The sequence below is a fragment of the Methanobacterium alcaliphilum genome, assembly GCF_023227715.1.
GTDB classification, from domain to species: domain Archaea; phylum Methanobacteriota; class Methanobacteria; order Methanobacteriales; family Methanobacteriaceae; genus Methanobacterium_E; species Methanobacterium_E alcaliphilum.
The window spans coordinates 55,894-72,247 of sequence record NZ_JALKIF010000011.1 but is presented as its reverse complement, the minus strand read 5'-3'; the positions used below and the strand labels follow the sequence as shown (position 1 = coordinate 72,247).

The following is a 16,354-nucleotide window of genomic DNA, read 5'->3' as shown; positions in this document are numbered from 1 at the left end:
AATTTAATATACGCATAAAATTCTTAATTTAGAAAATAATCCATCGAGGATTTTTCTTCCATTTCACCTGCTATATTAGTAATCATAATCTTTTTAACTTCATCTAATTTATCGCTTTGACCTAAAGCCCAGATTAATTTAACATAAGCAGTTTCAGGGAGCATATCCTCTCCAGATATGGCTCCTGCAGACATGATTTTCCGCCCGGTACTATAAACATTCATATTTACTTTCCCATAAAGACATTGGGAAGTCATAACCACCGGCACATTTGAATCTGTTGCTCTTTCTAATGAAGAAACCATATTTTCCGGGCAGTGACCAAGACCAGTGCCCTCCAGTAAAATACCTTTATAACCTTTATCTAAATGATAATCTATTATTTCACTTTGAATACCTGGGAAACTTTTAATATAAGCAACTTTTGGTTCTATATTGTCTTTTATAGTTAATTCAACTTCATTCCTCTTTTTGAATGATTTTGTTGAATCTATTTTTAATGCACCATTTTCTATTTCAGCTAATGGTGTGGTATTTATACTTCTAAATGTTTCTCTTCGAGATGTGTGCATTTTCCTTACTTTGGTACCTCTATGAAGATAACATGTTGAATCATTACTGGTGCCGTGCATACAAACCATAACTTCCGCTATATCAGATTTCGCAGCCGATACTGAGTTTATTAAATTTAAAAATGCATCAGATGATGGACGATCCGAACTTCTTTGGGCTCCAGTAATTATTATGGGAACTGGAGTTTCTAAAATAAAACTCAATGCCGCCGCAGTATAATGCATAGTATCTGTACCATGAGCTACTACGACTCCATATGAACCATCACTTATCTCATCTGCTATAGAATTAGCTGCTTTTACCCAGTACTCTGGTTTCATATTTTCGCTTAGAATATTTAGTATTGACTTTCCAGTAATATTAGCATACTCTAAGAGCTCAGGGTTGGCACGTATAAGGTCTTCAGCATCAAATGCCGGATGCACAGCTCCTGTTTTATAATCTATTATTGAAGCAACTGTACCTCCAGTTGAAATAATGGAAACATTGGGTTTTACATCGTCTTTTTTAATATTTAATGATGGAAGCTCTATTTTTGGTTTATCACTTTTCTTTATAATTTCTACTGTTGCTTCAGAGATGTTTATACCAATATTATAACCACTTTCTAATTTTAGAACTAAGTGTTGATCATCAGCATCTTCTGATCTATCCAATAACATTCCTTCATAGGATATATCTGGTTTAACAATTTTTAAGGTATCTCCAATTGACACATTCAATGATTTTAATAATTTTTCAGCAAATCCTTGATAATTCATGATATCCCTCTTTTTGATCTTTAAAACTTTCCAAAAAGCAGACTTATTATAAGTTAGTTGAAATTCCCTTAATCTGATTAGTTGTTACTGTATTATACTATTTTTGTATAGGTGTCATGAAAAAATTTTTAATTATCAGTGGACTTAGCTCATTGTTTAGGGGTGTTTTAGATTTTTAACTTTCTGAAATTATAAAATAAATATAATAATTTTCTCTAGTGTGATTATTTACACTAGGCAAATATTTAATACTAATCTAATTCAATAAGAATTAATAATGAATTGGGGGTACGTATTATGGAAGATGAAAAAAGAGCTGCTCAGGATGAATGGGTGGATTTTTTGCAATTGTTTTTGCAGTAATATTTATAATTATTTTAGGTCTATTTAGTTTGCCATAAACTGTTTTTATGTAAAATTAAATTATTATACTATTATAAATCTTAAAAAAATTTAAATTTAGTTTATTAATTTAAACTAAATCTTTATAATTCTATATTTTCCCGTGCCCATTGAGCACCGGCTTCTAATATTTGGAGGTTTATATCAATGAGCTTTGGTTTTGAAGAGAAAGTGTGTTTAACTGCTTCCCTATATGCATTTTTAGAAAGATTACTACGTCCCAAATGCATTAAAACACCCAAAATTACAGTATTGGCGGCTCTTTTCACACCCATACTTTTTGCTATTTTCATAGCTGGAACTGCAATTTTATCCACGCCTTTAGGAGCATTAAATTCTCCAGAAGCAGAATCATATATAATAACTCCTCCCTTCCGAACTTCCTCTGCAAATTCCTCTAGAGAAGGCTGATTAAATGCAATTAAAATATCTGGCTTTTGTACTGCTGGAGAACCAATCATCTCTCCAGAGATTACTACGGCACAACTGGAAGTACCTCCTCGTTGCTCGGGACCATATGAGGGGTACCATGAGACATGCCTGCGTTCTGCACATGCTGCTTGAGCTAATGTCAGGCCCATGCTTAAAACGCCTTGACCTCCAAATCCTGCAATTTTCACATGTTTTTCTTTATATTCTGGATCATCAATGGGATCGGGGGTACTGTCCTCTTTTAAATGAAATATTTTATCAAGCGAACTTTTGGAGAAATCACTTTCCCCACGATATAATGGTTCAACTTCATGTGCGTAATCTCTAAATATGCGTAGAGGAAATTCCTTTTCCATTTCTTCATTTATGAATTTTTCAGCTGCTAATGCGTCTTGACGGAGATTAGTAGGGCATGGTGAGAGTACTTCCACAAAAGCATATCCTTTACCGTCGCGCTGTATTTCAAGTGCTTTTTTCACGGCTTGTTTGGCTTTTCGAATGTGTTTAATATCTGATACAGAAACTCTTTCAATAAAAACAGGGGCTTGTAAATTATCCAATAGTTCACACATGTGCAGAGGATATCCTGCAAAACGAGGATCCCTTCCCTGAGGACAGGTTACCGTAACTTCACCTAAAAGAGTGGTGGGTGCCATTTGCCCTCCAGTCATTCCATAAACAGTGTTATTAACAAAGAAAACTGCTAATTTTTCCCCTCGGTTAGCGGCTTGAATGGTTTCATTCAGTCCAATAGATGCCAGATCTCCATCACCTTGATATAACATAACAATAGAATCATCTTCTGCTCTTGAAATTCCTGTTCCAACAGCAGGTGCTCTTCCATGGGCCACCTGAACATTACCGCAGTTAAAATAATAATAGGCAAAAACTGCACAACCCACTGGACTAATCATTACAGAACGCTCTTGAATATTAAGTTCATCCAGCGCTTCACCTATAAGTTTGTGCAATATCCCATGACCGCAACCTGCACAGTAATGAGTAGCTGTTGGAGCACTTCCACCTTTTCTTTCAAAAACGTCATTAATGGAGTCTGGTTTTTTAATAACTTTTTCAACCAGTTCGTCTGATTTTTTGGAAGGTTGCATTTATTTGTCTCCTGTGATTTCATGGATCTTTGTCATGATGTCTTCTAATTCAATCATATTCCCACCCATACGATTAACCAGTTCTACATTGTGACAGTTAATAGCCATTTTGATATCTTGAAGCATTTGTCCGTTGCTCATTTCAACTGAAACAAATTTGCATTGATTATGCTCATTTAACTCAGACAATCTTTCTTCTGGGAAAGGGAACAATGTGATAGGTCTTAAAAGCCCTACTTTGATTCCTAGTAACCTTGATTCATCAACTGCGCTGCGGCAGATACGGCTGCTTATTCCATAAGAAACTAGGATGATATCCGCATCATCAACCATATACTCTTCAAATTCTACTTCATTTTCTTTTATCTTCTGATATTTCTCTTGAATTGTAAAGTTGAAATCTTCAAGTTGATTGAAATCGAGGAAAATAGAAGTAGCCAGATTATTCATGGTTTCCTTATTTCCACAAACTGCACGGGAAGTATCTATAGTGTGTTGTACAGCATCTTCTGGAAAATGTAGAGGTTCCGCCATCTGACCTAAAACGCCATCAGCAAGGACGACAACTGGGTTTCGGTATTTATCTGCCAGTTCAAATGCTTTAATAGTCAGATCACACATTTCTTGCACGCTGTTAGGGGCAACTACAATGTTTTGATAGTTACCATGCCCCCCTCCTTTCACAATTTGAGTATAATCTCCTTGTTCTGGTCCGATATTACCCAAACCCGGGCCGGCTCTCATCACATTAACAATAACTGCCGGAAGTTCAGTACCTGCAAGGAATGATATTCCTTCTTGTTTTAAACTAATACCTGGACCGGATGAGGCAGTCATTACTCTGTGGCCTGCTGCTGCTCCACCATAAACCATATTTATGGCGGCTTCTTCAGATTCAGCTTGTACAAATTTTCTTCCAACCATAGGGAAATATTTAGATGCTTCATGGAGTATTTCACTAGCAGGTGTAATTGGGTATCCAAAATAACAATCACAACCAGCGTACATGGCTCCAATAATCACTGCTGTATTTCCTTTAACCATTTGTGTTGCCATGTTTATTCCTCCTCCTTAACATCATCTGAAAACTTATGACTTCGTTTTCTTTGAGGTATATGCACTTCAATAGCCAGTGGTTCAGGACAAGTGTAATAACAGTTTCCACATCCATTACAACCCTCTCCCTGGTATTCTACGAAATGGTACCCTCTTGTATTGATTTCAGTACTCATTTGCAGTACTTTTCTAGGACAAGCAAGTATACAGCGATCGCATGCTTTACATTCTTCTATATTGATAACGGGGTAAGGTTCTCGTTTTTTTGCAGTCTCAGACATATTAATCCTTCTTGAAACTCATGTTTGTGATTTTAATTTTTTTAAATTGTTTATAATTTTAAATTAGAGTTTTTCCTGATCTTCACTTCTGATTTGAACTCTTCTAATTTTTCCACTTATGGTTTTTGGCAGTTCATCTACAAATTCCACTATTCTAGGGTATTTATATGGTGCTGTAACCTTTTTCACGTGATTTTGGATTTCTTTCTTCAACTCATCAGAAGCCTCATAATCGTTAGTAAGTACTACTGTTGCTTTAATTACCTGCCCCCTTATAGGATCAGGATATCCTGTGATAGCACATTCCAGGACTGATGGATGTGAAATCACAGCACTTTCTACCTCAAATGGGCCAATACGGTAACCTGAACTTTTTATCATATCATCAGTTCTTCCGACAAACCATAAATAATCGTCTTCATCCATCCAGGCAGTATCTCCCGTGTGATAATAACCGTCATACCATACTTCTTTGGTTTTTTCAGGGTTAAGATAATATCCTTCAAACAGGCCTGTTGGCTTTCCTTTACTGGTGTTCATCACCAGTTCTCCTTCTTCTCCTATATCTACGGGGTTACAGTCACGATCTAATAATTCAATATTGTATCCTGGAGACGGTTTACCCATGGATCCAGGTCTTGGTTCCATCCAGGGAAAATTTGCAATACACACAACACATTCTGTCTGTCCAAATCCTTCCCGGAGTTTTAAACCAGTGTGTTCATAGAATTTGTTATATACTTCGGGGTTTAATGGCTCACCTGCAGTCACTGCATATTCAATGGATGACAAATCATATTTGGATAAATCTTCTTTAATCAAGAAGCGGTATATTGTGGGTGGAGCGCAGAAGGTAGTAACTCCATATTTGGATGATTTTTCAAGCATTTTTCTAGCATCAAAACGTTCGTAATCGTAAACAAATACCGCACTTCCTGAAATCCATTGGCCATATATTTGGCCCCACATGGCCTTTGCCCAACCAGTATCTGCTACCGTGTAGTGGAGACCATCTGCTCGGACATTTTGCCAGAACTTTGCGGTTATTATATGTCCTAAAGGATAAGCAAAATCGTGTTGAATCATTTTAGGCATTCCTGTGGTTCCAGATGAGAAATAAACTAGGCATATATCCTCATTTTTGCTTTCATCTATACCTTTGGGCCTTTCAAATTCTGAGGATGATTTTTTTATTTCTTCTCTGAAATTTAACCATCCCTCGCGGTTTTCTTCACTTACAATTGATTTAATAATGGGGGACTCTAATCCATTTTCAGCGTCATCAAAACTTTGTGGGACTCCATTTTCCCCAATACATACCACCATTTTGATACTTGCTTCATTTATTCGGTAGATAATATCTTTTGATTTTAACATGTGCGTGGCGGGTATGGTAATAGCACCTATTTTATGCAATGCTAAAATGCAGAACCAGAATTCGTATCTGCTTTTTAATGTTAGCATCACAGTATCTCCTTTACCAATTCCACATTTTTTAAAGAAATTAGCCGCTTTATCGGAATATATTTTTAAATCGGAAAAAGTGAAAATTTTTTCTTGTTCTTGGTCATTACACCATACCAGTGCGACCTTGTCGGGATATTTTTGGGCATAAACATCTACAATATCATAGGCGAAATTGAAGTTTTCTGGTGTGAATATCTTGAAATTGTCTTTGAAATCTTGATAAGATTCGAAATCTACTTTGTTAACATAATCATTTAATAATGAAGACATACGAATACCTCTTTAATAAATATAATTAATTAATGAAGTTTACATAACAATTGCTAAAAATTTAGCAGGTTTATTGTCTAAAGCTTCCATAGCGTGTTTATAATTAGAATCAAAGAATATGGAATCTCCTTCATTTAGAACTATTTCATGATGGTGTATGTAAATTTTCATACGGCCTTCAAGGACGTAATTAAACTCCTGTCCAGGATGACTATTAGTGGAAGGCTTTTTTCCATCTTCTCGAGGCTCAACTGTGACTATAAAAGGTTCTGATTTTTTGTGAATAAATCTCTCAGACAAATTTTCATATTTGTACTGTTTTCTTCTTTCTACTGCAACACCCTTTTCTTTACGGGTCACTGAAAAAATATGCATTCTGGTTTCTTCTCCAGTGAGAAGAAGACCCATATCTACCTTGAATTTATGAGAAATTTCATATAAAATGCTGGCAGGAATATCTTCTTCCCCACTTTCATATTTATAATAGGTATCTACAGGTATTTTTAAGTAATCGGCCATTTCTTCAGGATTTATTTCAGATAATTCCCTAAGTTCCATTACTCTGGAGCCGATTTCTTTTGTTTTCTCTTGCATTTATTAACACCTCAAATATCACTCGTATGAATACTAATTTTTATCACAGGGTAATTCTAATAGATTTGATATTTTATATAAAATATTCAAATAGAATTATATTGGTCTAAATATTTAAAAATGATAATTTTTGTTCAATATTGGTTGAATATATGGGAAAATATTGCATGTAACTATAATAAAATATGTAATGATTATTAATGATGAATTATTTTATTTTATATATAAAGATGTCTATTAAGAACAGTTTTTTAGAATTATTTCGGGTTAATCTTATTTTTTTGAATACTTTACATAAATTGTTTCTAAGATTAATTAGATAAATATTAAAAGGTGAATATTCATGGAAATAAAGAAAGTAAAGCTGGATGTTCCAGAAGGAATGAATATAATTTTAGGCCAGAGTCATTTTATAAAAACAGTTGAAGATCTCTACGAATCCATTGTGAACACAGTTCCTCAAGCTAGATTTGGGTTGGCTTTTGCAGAAGCATCAGGTGATTGTTTAATAAGATATGCTGGCAATGACCAAGACCTGGAAAAAATGGCTTGTGAAAAAATGATGGATATTGGGGCCGGCCACTCTTTTTTAATTTATTTAAAAGACGCTTTTCCCATAAATATCATTCAACGAATTAAAGATATACCTGAAGTTGTAAACATTTTCTGCGCCACAGCAAATCCAGTAGAAATATTAATTGTAGAAAGTGAACAGGGGAGAGGAATAATAGGAGTTATAGATGGATCAATTCCCCAAGGCATTGAATCTGAAGAAGATATATTAAATCGCCGTAAATTCCTGCGAGATATTGGATACAAATTTTAATTCATTTTTTCTTTTTTTATCCAATATTTAAAAATGTTTTATTAATTTATTTAACTCTTCAGAAGAAGATATCAACTTCTTTTTTGACAGATCAGAGATTTTATCATTATTTATATGGTTTAATGCATTTTTCATAGCATGAATGCTAGAATGGATCAATAGATTTGGTAAACTGATTCTAGCAATGTTTAATTCTTTTAAATCATTAATTGATAAATTATTAATGTTATAAGGTAAACCAATAGCTATACTAACCGGGCCCTTAACTCTTTTTGAAATAATCTCAGCTTCTTCAAGTGTTTTTACATAAGGTATAAAAACTAAATCGGCTCCCACGTTCAAATATGCATTAGCACGTTTTATGGCAGTTGAGAGATTTTCTGATCTATTTTCTCCTGCTTTTAAGGCATCTGTACGGCCGTTTATTATGAAATCGGGATCTATTTTATCTGCAGCATTCCTCGCATTTTGAATTTTTTCGGTCATGGTAATAAGATCTACAATTTGAACCCCTGGAAGTTCATTTTGAATTTGATCTTCAATATTCATTCCAGAAGCACCGGTACGTATAAATTCCACTACCGTATTTCCTATTTTCTGGGCATTGGTATATCCATCTTCTGCATCACCCATAACCGGGATACTAACCGAACTTACAATTTTAGAAGTGATTTCAAGGTTTTGTTTTAAAGAAAGGTTAACTTCTTTTTTAATACAATTAACCAGCGAAAAACTGTAACCTGAACATTGAACTGCTTTAAAACCAGCATTTTCAATTAATTTAGCACTTAGTGGATCATATGCATCGGGCATGATTAAGGTTTCTTTAGACTTTATCAACTTTTTTAGAATGCTGCTATTCATAATATTACTTCCTTAAAAAAAGGCAGTTCAATATTTTAAAAATTATTATATGTTTTTAAATGTATATTATTTTATACAAATAAAAAGGGGAAATTATGATGAGCAATTTAGAGGAATATGTAGTTTTTAAAAAAACCAGTGGGGCTAAGAAATCTGAAGATGTAAAACTAGAAGTTAAACAAGATTATCTTACACTAACTTTAAGATCAGCTGGAGCCTTAACAGTGAATTTTAAGTCATATGAAGAAGAAATTTTACGAATAAAAGATTTTTTTGAATCAATGACTGATATGGAACCATTGAAAATGAGTATAGGGGATACAGGAGATGTTGAATATTATTTTAAAGGTACAGGGCCTTTAAAGGAAGAATCTGATGATGTTGGGGTCCTTTTCTTCACATATAAAGTCAACTTACAGGAGTTGCAATAATAGTTTTATATTCCAGTTCCTTAATTAAAAATAAATAAATTAGGTCACCTCAGTCTGATCGAACATGTTTGGAAAGTATTTCGTATATATGGTCCGGGTGTTCAAATACATGGGTATTTTTCATCTTACTTAAGCGTTCCACGTGTTCAACATCTTCTTTAGTAATTTCAAGTTCTAAATCTTTACCATTAGGCAGCCTAGTTACTACAACTCCTTCTTTAAAATCAGAGGGCATAATATACAATGGTATTCCCGCTTTTTGACCCATAATTGCAGCATTGGTAAGCAGAGTATCTGCAATCCTAAGGGAAATCTTGGCTACTGTATTGGAAGTACACGGCGCAATCACCATGAAATCAAATTTACCTAACTGGATTTGCCCTGCAAGAAATGGTGAATTAGCATTTATTTCCACCCACACATTATCAAAACTGGTTTCTAAATCCCGGAATATGCCATAATATTTGACTACCTGGTCTCCCGACTTGGAAATAAAAACACGGATTTCCACATCGTCCTGATATTTTTCTTTAATATCTTTCATTATGGCGTAAGTTTCTGGAAGTTTTTCCCCAGCACCAGTAATTCCCCAAGCAATTCTTTTTTTAGCACCAGTCATGAGGATAGTATATATAAATTATTGTTAATTTATTTTTCGCAGCAGTATCATCCAAAAAAGAAAAACAAAATTTTTTTATTTAAGTGCTGATTTTAAGTAATATTGCCAGGGCAATGAACTCCAGGGTTATATATGAATAAAATACTATGCCTCTGGCAGAAGGTGCTATAAATACTATAATATTCTGCAATAGGAAAACTGTTGCAAAAAATAGTAATCCTGAAGTGTATTTAGACTTAAATTCGTTATGGTTTCTTTTGTAAGTATAGATTAATCCTAATAATAAGATTATATTACCTAGTGCCAATATTCTAAATAAATTTGAAGCTAGAATATTTATTAATTCTGGTGAAATTAGAGCCATATTAAATACCCTTTTTTAGTTTTTATAAATTTTATTTTCTAACTAGTTTTTTGATAATGTGCCCATATCTCTTGGAAAATATCATAGTTCTTTTCCATTTTATCTGATAGAAAATAAAGCCTGCCATACTTTTCTCCTTTTGATATAACAATATCTGTTTCTTCTAATACATTCATATGGTGTTTAACTGTTTTATAATCTAATTCTAGCTTTTCTGCAAGTTGATGTATATTATATGGCCGTTCGTTTAGCTCATTAATTATTCTGGCACGATTTCTACCTCCTTTCGTGCCTGCAATTAACCACCATAAAAACTTTTTCATGAAAAACCCTCTTACAAATTACTAAAATTTTTAAATTATTCCCAACTAATCTTTAATAAAATAAATAACCCAATAAATTCAAGTACAACTATACTAAAACCTGGAATACCTTCAAACCAATGATTAAGTGATGAAGCGAAGTAGCTGGCAGTTAGTAATATGTTTTGTAGTAATAAAGTAGATGCAAAAAATAATAAACCAATGGTATATTCTGACCTGATTTCTTTAAAGCTTCCCCAGTAAATGTATAATAATATTAAAAGTAATATTATAGTTCCAATACCCAGGAAAACAGTACTAATAACAATTAAATCAGTAATTAAATCTGGTGATCCAAATAGCATATACATTCTCCCTATAATTAATTAGTTTGAACTCATTATCTCTAATTAATTTTTGGATTTCCTTTGAATAATCTTATTTGATTTAATGATTATTCTTTTCTAAATTTATTAAAAAAATAATTTCCGAAAGTAAAATCTAATAATTAGATTTAGATTTTTTCACCCGGTATTTTTTAATAAAATATTTCACACATTATCGACTATTTCACCGTCTCTGAGATAAATAATATTATCTGCAAATTCACCTATTCGTTTATCATGAGTAACCAGTATTATGCTCACTCCTTTTTCATTCAATTCATTTAATATTTTCATTATTGAGGTAGTATTATGAGTATCAAGTTCTCCAGTTGGTTCATCTGCTAAAATAAGGGATGGATCATTGATTAATGCTCTTGCTATAGCTACACGCTGTTGTTCTCCACCTGAAAGTTGGTTGGGCCGTTTATGATATTTCTTATTTAAACCGAACATGTCTAGCATATCTTCTGCTTTTTCAGTATCTGGTTTCAACATAGGTAACATTGCATTTTCTAGTGCCGATAGTTGAGGTAAGAGATTGAATCTTTGGAATATAAATCCAATTTCTTTTCTTCTAAGTAAAGATTCTTCTTTGTTAGAAATATTGTTTGTTTCTTTACCATTAATTTTAAATAATCCTTTGCTTGGCCTATCCAGTATTCCGGCAATATGTAAAAAAGTTGATTTACCAGAACCTGATGGGCCCATAAATGCGGTGAATGACCCCTTTTTGAGTGAAAGATTCAGACCGGATAGTGCATTAATTTTTTCATCACCCATATAATACGTCTTAAAAACGTTTTTAAATTCAATTAAATTATTCATATCTTAAAGCCTCCACAACATTTAATCTAGATGCATGAATTGCAGGGTAAAGGCCGGCTAAAACACTTAATAATGTAGCACCGCAAATTGATCCTGATATTAACCATACTGGCATCATTTGGGGAAGATATTGTGTAAAATCAGTCATATTGGCCACAACCAAAATTCCAATAACTCCTAGTATAACTCCAATAATTGATCCAGTAAGCCCTAAAAAACCAGATTCCAGGAGAATACTTACTTTTATTTGCCGGTTAGTAAAACCAATGGCTTTTAATATGCCTAATTCTTTTGTTCTTTCCATAACACTCATAAGCATAGTATTTACCACACTTATTATTCCTACTAAAAGAGAGATACCGGCTATTGTCCCGATAATGAAAAGAGCCTTGTCTGCATTTTTTTGGATTTTTTTCACCTGATCTGATTTTGTTGATACAGTAACTTCGTCTACATTATTTTTTAAAGTTTTAGCTTCTTTTTTTGCACTTAATTTTGTTCTTGCAGTAATTGTGCTGATTTTATTTCCAGCTAGTTCTTTAACTGCCCTTTGATCGATGAAAATGATTTCTTGATCTTTTGAAGAGATGCCGGTTATGATAAATTCTCTATTTTTAACTTTGATTTTTTTTCCAATACCATATTTTGATTTTTTGGCCATTGTCGAACTTACAACAACTCCTGAGTTACCCTTTTTCAAATCTACTTCTTTCCAATTATTAATTCCAGTTATTGTCGTTAATTTTCCGTTTACATACGTCTGCATACTGGTAGTTTCTTTTATATCATACAAACCTGTGGAATTTTTCACATTCGACACAGCTTTTGGATCTAAAAAATAGGTCCCAGTTGTAGCAGAAGGTGTTACAATTATATCATACATATATGCATTTGTTTCATCTTCTAGAGCTGAGGTTGATCCTGAAACAATTCCTAATAAACATACGATGGTTGCAGTACCTATTATTATCCCCAGCATGGTCAATGCACTTCTCAGCTGCTTTCTACGAATATTTTTAAAAGCTAATTTATAAATGTCCATGGTTTCGCCCGGATTTAGTATATTTAAATATTTAATTCTCTTTTTTAAATATTGAACTTTTTTAAGGTTTATTTTTAAATTTAAGTTGTCAAAATAATTGCTTTGATTTTCGGGACAGATTTTATTTTAAGAATTATAATAAATGTAAATCACCCCTAATAATTTTTAATTATCCTAATTGTTGATTAACCATTTAAAAATAATTTTTCCAAGATTTAATCAAGTTTAAGTCAACTTTTTCGATAAATTCGCTCAAGTTTCTATCAATTTTTTATCTATTTTACACCCAAATTCACCCCATGTAAATTAGAAAAAAGACTAAAAATTGGAGACAGTAAAGTTAGGGGTGTTGAAAAGAATTAAATAAAATAATAAACAGCTTCTTTAAATTGAAAATGTAGATTTTTTTATATTAAAATAGATTTAAAAACCATTTATTCTCGATTATATCGATATAAAATAAAAAAATCAGTTCTGAATGTTCCATCCAGAACTTTTATGGTCCTATCTGCAGTTGAAGCCACAGTCATATCATGTGCTATCATGATAAAACTCACATTTCTTCTCATGCATTTATTTTATACGTTCAGGCTATTTTTCCGTAATATTGTAATTAAAAGAAATTAGGATTTAATAGATATATACTGTTTTTATTATAATATCAATCTAATGTAATCCTTAAAAGAAGCGCCAGAGCCATTAACTCAAGGCCGGCGTAAATAGTAGGTAGTAATGCATAAAGAATTCGTCCTGGTGGAAAAGCCAGGAAGTATATGGTAAACAAAACATTTTGTAATATAAGAAGCAGTGCAAAGAATAATAAAATAGAAGTGAATTTGGATTTTACTTCTTTGTATCTTTCCCCGTAAATTAATAACATTCCTAATAAGAAAAAGATGTTTATGATTCCTGTAATTACAGGTAAATATATTAATATTAGTCGAAAAATTGATCCAGCGTCAGTTGACATGTTAGTTACCTTCTTTTATCTTAATCATATATTAATTTTCAGGAATTTTTAACATCTATTCATTAAATTGATCCCATATTTCCTGGAAAACAGAAAAATTTTCTTCCATTTTATCTGAGAGAAAATATAAAGTTCCATATTTTTCCCCACTTGATTTAACTAAATCATTTTCCTCTAAAACTCCAATATGGTGTCGAATAGTTTTATAATCTAAATTAAGTTTCTCTGCTAATTGATTTGCATTATAGGGCCTTTTCTTCAGTTCGTCTATAATCCTAGCACGGTTTTTCCCACCTTTTGTGCCAGCAATTAACCACCAAAGAAATATTTTTTTCATGATAACCCCTTTTTTGCATGTTTTTTTAATATCCAATTTTCAAAATAGCAATCAATCAAAATAATATCTGATCTTAACAATAATATGGTGATTTAATATTAATATTTTTGTTTCTCGGAGTACGTGATTATTAATGATGTGTAACATGACGATATGGGCTAATTTTCTAAATAAATACTTATTATGGGTAAATATATTGTTGATAGTTTGGAAATACCTAACTTTCATAAATTCTAATTTTTAAAATAATTGATTAAATACTTTAAAAAATATCATCGTATGGTTGTGTGTTGCTTCTATAAAAATTGAAGTATTAATTCATTTTTTTAATTCTATTAAATGGATTTAATTAAGAATGGTAAAGATATATAATGGTTAATATAAAATACTCTACAAATAAGAGGAGGTAATTATTATGCAGAAAATACTTTTACCTATAGATGGTTCCAAACCATCAGAAAAGGCAGGAAAATATGCAATTTCTGATTTAGGTCTGAAAGTTGCTGAAATAATAGTTTTGTATGTTATTGATACTTCCTATCTAGAATCACTGCCTCAAAAAGATCTTTATGATGAACTGAAAAAAGAATTAAAAGCAGAAGGTGAAATTACATTGGAACATTTTAAACAAAAATTGGAAGATAATCAATGTGAAGGTAAATGTACTAATGTTAATTTTATCCCTCTTATTAAGGAGGGTAAACCTGCAGAAGTTATTCTCAAAACAATAAAAGAAGAAAATATTGATCATGTAATAATGGGTAAATCTGGTAAACATGGAATTGAAAAACTGGTTCTGGGTAGTACTACAGAAAAAGTTGTGAGATATGCCGAGGTCCCAGTTAGTGTTATATAATATTTTTTTTATTCTACAGTTTCAAATGGAGATATAATGATAGATATAAAAATATGGATTGCTTTAGCAGCAATTTGTTTTATAGGGGAAATGATCACCACCAGTTTTTTCCTTTTATGGTTTGGTATTGGTGCATCTATAACTGCGGTTTTGAATTATTTAGGATTTGACCCGATGATACAGTTTGTTGCTTTTATAATAATTTCATTGATCTTACTAGGGATATCACGACCATTTGCTGCACGAATTACTAGCGAATCTCCAAAAAAAGCAGCTAGTGATCGCTTAATTGGCAAAGAAGCGATAGTGATTGAAGAAATTCTTGAGCACGAAGGTGGGCTGGTGGATGTTGATGGTGATGTTTGGAGAGCTGTTGCACCACAAAAAATTCAAACAGGTGAACTGGTTAAAATTGAAAGTGTGCAAGGTGTAAAACTTTGTGTTAAAACACTTGACAATGAATAAATTAATAGTATTAATTATTAAATGGAGGTTATTATAATGGATATATTTACTATTGGATTGATTTTATTAGTGCTTTTAGTAATGGCATTTAAAGGTGTCAAAATATTAAGGCCTTTTGAGAAGGGTGTTGTGGAGAGATTAGGAAAATATCAGCGCACTGTTGAAAGTGGGTTAATTATCATTGTTCCATTTGTTGAAACCATAAAGAAGGTTGATTTAAGGGAACAGGTAGTGGATGTCCCTCCACAGGAAGTGATTACTAAAGACAACACAGTTGTGGTAGTGGACTGTGTTATATTTTACGAAGTAGTGGATCCATTTAATGCGGTTTACAATGTAGTTGATTTTTATCAAGCCATAACTAAACTTGCTCAAACTAATCTAAGGAATATAATAGGTGATTTAGAGCTGGATCAAACTTTAACTTCTCGTGAAATGATTAATACTCAATTAAGAGAAGTTCTTGATCTTGCAACGGATAAATGGGGGACCCGAGTTGTCAGAGTTGAAATTCAGAAAATTGAACCTCCTAAAGATATTGTAGAAGCCATGTCCAAACAGATGAAAGCTGAAAGGATGAAAAGAGCTGCTATTTTGGAAGCTGAAGGATATAAACAATCAGAAATTAAAAGAGCTGAGGGTGATAAACAATCATCTATACTGGAAGCTGAAGGTAAAGCGGAATCTATTAAAAAGGTTGCAGATGCCAATAAATATCAGGAAATTGCTATTGCTGAGGGTGAAGCCCAGGCCATTATGAATGTATTTAATGCCATTCACGAGGGTAATCCTACCAATGATTTACTAGCTATTAAATATTTAGATTCTCTGGAAAAAGTAGCTGATGGTAAGGCTACAAAAATACTGCTCCCTATGGAAACTTCTGGAATTTTAGGATCAATTGCAGGTATAGGTGAATTATTTTCCAAAGACAAAAATTCTGAAAAAATAGAAAACTCGTCACTTATTGAAACTAAAAAGGAATAATCCTTTTTTAATCTTTTTATTTTTAATCATAAATTCTCTGTTTTTAATCGTTTTGCATCTTTTTAGTCAAATAAAAAAACTTTATATATTTGTATGAATAGATGTTCATATGAACAGATATGTGGGGTGGAGGTT

At 32.5% G+C, this 16,354-nt stretch carries 20 protein-coding genes; 5 read left to right on the top strand and 15 right to left on the bottom strand.

Annotated elements, in window-relative coordinates; all coding sequences use genetic code 11:
- Positions 1-23 precede the first annotated feature (23 nt).
- From gatD to MXE27_RS09000, 6 genes are all read right to left on the bottom strand, one after another.
- Positions 24-1,334 (bottom strand): Glu-tRNA(Gln) amidotransferase subunit GatD, encoded by a 1,311-nt coding sequence (gene gatD / locus MXE27_RS09025; RefSeq protein WP_248612100.1) that lies wholly within the window; start codon positions 1,332-1,334, stop codon positions 24-26.
- 485 nt (positions 1,335-1,819) lie between these two features.
- Positions 1,820-3,277 (bottom strand): 2-oxoacid:acceptor oxidoreductase family protein, encoded by a 1,458-nt coding sequence (locus MXE27_RS09020; RefSeq protein ID WP_248612099.1) that lies wholly within the window; start codon positions 3,275-3,277, stop codon positions 1,820-1,822.
- A complete protein-coding gene (locus tag MXE27_RS09015) occupies positions 3,278-4,333 on the bottom strand; it encodes a 3-methyl-2-oxobutanoate dehydrogenase subunit VorB (RefSeq protein WP_248612098.1) in 1,056 nt (351 codons plus the stop codon).
- Positions 4,334-4,335: 2 nt separating this feature from the next.
- Positions 4,336-4,614, bottom strand: a complete 279-nt coding sequence (locus tag MXE27_RS09010) for a 4Fe-4S dicluster domain-containing protein (RefSeq protein ID WP_248612097.1) — start codon at positions 4,612-4,614, stop codon at positions 4,336-4,338.
- 63 nt (positions 4,615-4,677) lie between these two features.
- Positions 4,678-6,351, bottom strand: a complete 1,674-nt coding sequence (locus MXE27_RS09005) for an AMP-binding protein (protein ID WP_248612096.1) — start codon at positions 6,349-6,351, stop codon at positions 4,678-4,680.
- A gap of 39 nt (positions 6,352-6,390) precedes the next feature.
- The gene (locus MXE27_RS09000) at positions 6,391-6,945 is read right to left on the bottom strand and encodes a helix-turn-helix domain-containing protein (RefSeq protein WP_248612095.1); all 555 of its coding nucleotides are present in this window, start codon (positions 6,943-6,945) and stop codon (positions 6,391-6,393) included.
- A 343-nt stretch (positions 6,946-7,288) separates the two neighbouring features.
- On the opposite strand from MXE27_RS09000, the gene MXE27_RS08995 reads away from it, so the two are divergent.
- Positions 7,289-7,771: an adenosine-specific kinase gene (locus MXE27_RS08995; protein WP_248612094.1), complete on the top strand. Its 483-nt coding sequence runs from the start codon at positions 7,289-7,291 to the stop codon at positions 7,769-7,771.
- A 27-nt stretch (positions 7,772-7,798) separates the two neighbouring features.
- Here MXE27_RS08995 and MXE27_RS08990 read toward each other — a convergent pair whose 3' ends face one another.
- Positions 7,799-8,635 (bottom strand): isocitrate lyase/PEP mutase family protein, encoded by an 837-nt coding sequence (locus MXE27_RS08990; RefSeq protein WP_248612093.1) that lies wholly within the window; start codon positions 8,633-8,635, stop codon positions 7,799-7,801.
- 98 nt (positions 8,636-8,733) lie between these two features.
- Here MXE27_RS08990 and MXE27_RS08985 point away from each other — a divergent pair, with 98 nt between their 5' ends.
- Positions 8,734-9,066, top strand: coding sequence for a hypothetical protein (locus MXE27_RS08985; protein WP_248612092.1), 333 nt, complete (start codon positions 8,734-8,736; stop codon positions 9,064-9,066).
- A gap of 49 nt (positions 9,067-9,115) precedes the next feature.
- Here MXE27_RS08985 and afpA read toward each other — a convergent pair whose 3' ends face one another.
- From afpA to MXE27_RS08945, 8 genes are all read right to left on the bottom strand, one after another.
- Positions 9,116-9,685, bottom strand: a complete 570-nt coding sequence (afpA, locus tag MXE27_RS08980) for an archaeoflavoprotein AfpA (protein WP_248612091.1) — start codon at positions 9,683-9,685, stop codon at positions 9,116-9,118.
- A 79-nt stretch (positions 9,686-9,764) separates the two neighbouring features.
- A complete protein-coding gene (locus MXE27_RS08975; RefSeq protein ID WP_248612090.1) occupies positions 9,765-10,049 on the bottom strand; it encodes a DUF8036 family membrane protein in 285 nt (94 codons plus the stop codon).
- 38 nt (positions 10,050-10,087) lie between these two features.
- Positions 10,088-10,372: a winged helix-turn-helix domain-containing protein gene (locus tag MXE27_RS08970; protein ID WP_248612089.1), complete on the bottom strand. Its 285-nt coding sequence runs from the start codon at positions 10,370-10,372 to the stop codon at positions 10,088-10,090.
- Positions 10,373-10,407: 35 nt separating this feature from the next.
- Positions 10,408-10,716 carry a DUF8036 family membrane protein gene (locus MXE27_RS08965; protein WP_248612088.1) on the bottom strand — a complete coding sequence of 103 codons (309 nt, stop codon included), beginning with the start codon at positions 10,714-10,716 and terminating at the stop codon, positions 10,408-10,410.
- A 186-nt stretch (positions 10,717-10,902) separates the two neighbouring features.
- Entirely contained in the window at positions 10,903-11,562 is a 660-nt protein-coding gene (locus MXE27_RS08960) for an ABC transporter ATP-binding protein (RefSeq protein ID WP_248612087.1), read from the bottom strand.
- On the bottom strand, positions 11,555-12,604 hold the full coding sequence (locus MXE27_RS08955; RefSeq protein ID WP_248612086.1) for an ABC transporter permease: 1,050 nt from the start codon (positions 12,602-12,604) through the stop codon (positions 11,555-11,557). Before MXE27_RS08955 ends, MXE27_RS08960 begins: the two co-directional genes overlap by 8 nt.
- A gap of 661 nt (positions 12,605-13,265) precedes the next feature.
- Positions 13,266-13,574 (bottom strand): DUF8036 family membrane protein, encoded by a 309-nt coding sequence (locus MXE27_RS08950; RefSeq protein ID WP_248612085.1) that lies wholly within the window; start codon positions 13,572-13,574, stop codon positions 13,266-13,268.
- Positions 13,575-13,629: 55 nt separating this feature from the next.
- Entirely contained in the window at positions 13,630-13,911 is a 282-nt protein-coding gene (locus tag MXE27_RS08945; protein WP_248612084.1) for an ArsR/SmtB family transcription factor, read from the bottom strand.
- Between the two features lie 415 nt (positions 13,912-14,326).
- Between MXE27_RS08945 and MXE27_RS08940 the strand changes: the two genes are divergently transcribed.
- From MXE27_RS08940 to MXE27_RS08930, 3 genes are read left to right on the top strand one after another with little or no spacing between them, the layout of a single operon-like run.
- The gene (locus MXE27_RS08940; protein WP_282731561.1) at positions 14,327-14,767 is read left to right on the top strand and encodes a universal stress protein; all 441 of its coding nucleotides are present in this window, start codon (positions 14,327-14,329) and stop codon (positions 14,765-14,767) included.
- A 36-nt stretch (positions 14,768-14,803) separates the two neighbouring features.
- The gene (locus MXE27_RS08935; protein ID WP_248612083.1) at positions 14,804-15,232 is read left to right on the top strand and encodes an NfeD family protein; all 429 of its coding nucleotides are present in this window, start codon (positions 14,804-14,806) and stop codon (positions 15,230-15,232) included.
- Positions 15,233-15,268: 36 nt separating this feature from the next.
- A complete protein-coding gene (locus MXE27_RS08930; protein ID WP_248612082.1) occupies positions 15,269-16,219 on the top strand; it encodes an SPFH domain-containing protein in 951 nt (316 codons plus the stop codon).
- The last annotated feature ends 135 nt before the right edge of the window (positions 16,220-16,354 follow it).

Coding starts and splice junctions, on each gene's coding strand:
- gatD (WP_248612100.1), bottom strand. CDS start 1,334: ATGAATTATCAAGGATTTGCTGAAAAATTATTAAAATCATTGAATGTG.
- MXE27_RS09020 (WP_248612099.1), bottom strand. CDS start 3,277: ATGCAACCTTCCAAAAAATCAGACGAACTGGTTGAAAAAGTTATTAAA.
- MXE27_RS09015 (WP_248612098.1), bottom strand. CDS start 4,333: ATGGCAACACAAATGGTTAAAGGAAATACAGCAGTGATTATTGGAGCC.
- MXE27_RS09010 (WP_248612097.1), bottom strand. CDS start 4,614: ATGTCTGAGACTGCAAAAAAACGAGAACCTTACCCCGTTATCAATATA.
- MXE27_RS09005 (WP_248612096.1), bottom strand. CDS start 6,351: ATGTCTTCATTATTAAATGATTATGTTAACAAAGTAGATTTCGAATCT.
- MXE27_RS09000 (WP_248612095.1), bottom strand. CDS start 6,945: ATGCAAGAGAAAACAAAAGAAATCGGCTCCAGAGTAATGGAACTTAGG.
- MXE27_RS08995 (WP_248612094.1), top strand. CDS start 7,289: ATGGAAATAAAGAAAGTAAAGCTGGATGTTCCAGAAGGAATGAATATA.
- MXE27_RS08990 (WP_248612093.1), bottom strand. CDS start 8,635: ATGAATAGCAGCATTCTAAAAAAGTTGATAAAGTCTAAAGAAACCTTA.
- MXE27_RS08985 (WP_248612092.1), top strand. CDS start 8,734: ATGAGCAATTTAGAGGAATATGTAGTTTTTAAAAAAACCAGTGGGGCT.
- afpA (WP_248612091.1), bottom strand. CDS start 9,685: ATGACTGGTGCTAAAAAAAGAATTGCTTGGGGAATTACTGGTGCTGGG.
- MXE27_RS08975 (WP_248612090.1), bottom strand. CDS start 10,049: ATGGCTCTAATTTCACCAGAATTAATAAATATTCTAGCTTCAAATTTA.
- MXE27_RS08970 (WP_248612089.1), bottom strand. CDS start 10,372: ATGAAAAAGTTTTTATGGTGGTTAATTGCAGGCACGAAAGGAGGTAGA.
- MXE27_RS08965 (WP_248612088.1), bottom strand. CDS start 10,716: ATGCTATTTGGATCACCAGATTTAATTACTGATTTAATTGTTATTAGT.
- MXE27_RS08960 (WP_248612087.1), bottom strand. CDS start 11,562: ATGAATAATTTAATTGAATTTAAAAACGTTTTTAAGACGTATTATATG.
- MXE27_RS08955 (WP_248612086.1), bottom strand. CDS start 12,604: ATGGACATTTATAAATTAGCTTTTAAAAATATTCGTAGAAAGCAGCTG.
- MXE27_RS08950 (WP_248612085.1), bottom strand. CDS start 13,574: ATGTCAACTGACGCTGGATCAATTTTTCGACTAATATTAATATATTTA.
- MXE27_RS08945 (WP_248612084.1), bottom strand. CDS start 13,911: ATGAAAAAAATATTTCTTTGGTGGTTAATTGCTGGCACAAAAGGTGGG.
- MXE27_RS08940 (WP_282731561.1), top strand. CDS start 14,327: ATGCAGAAAATACTTTTACCTATAGATGGTTCCAAACCATCAGAAAAG.
- MXE27_RS08935 (WP_248612083.1), top strand. CDS start 14,804: ATGATAGATATAAAAATATGGATTGCTTTAGCAGCAATTTGTTTTATA.
- MXE27_RS08930 (WP_248612082.1), top strand. CDS start 15,269: ATGGATATATTTACTATTGGATTGATTTTATTAGTGCTTTTAGTAATG.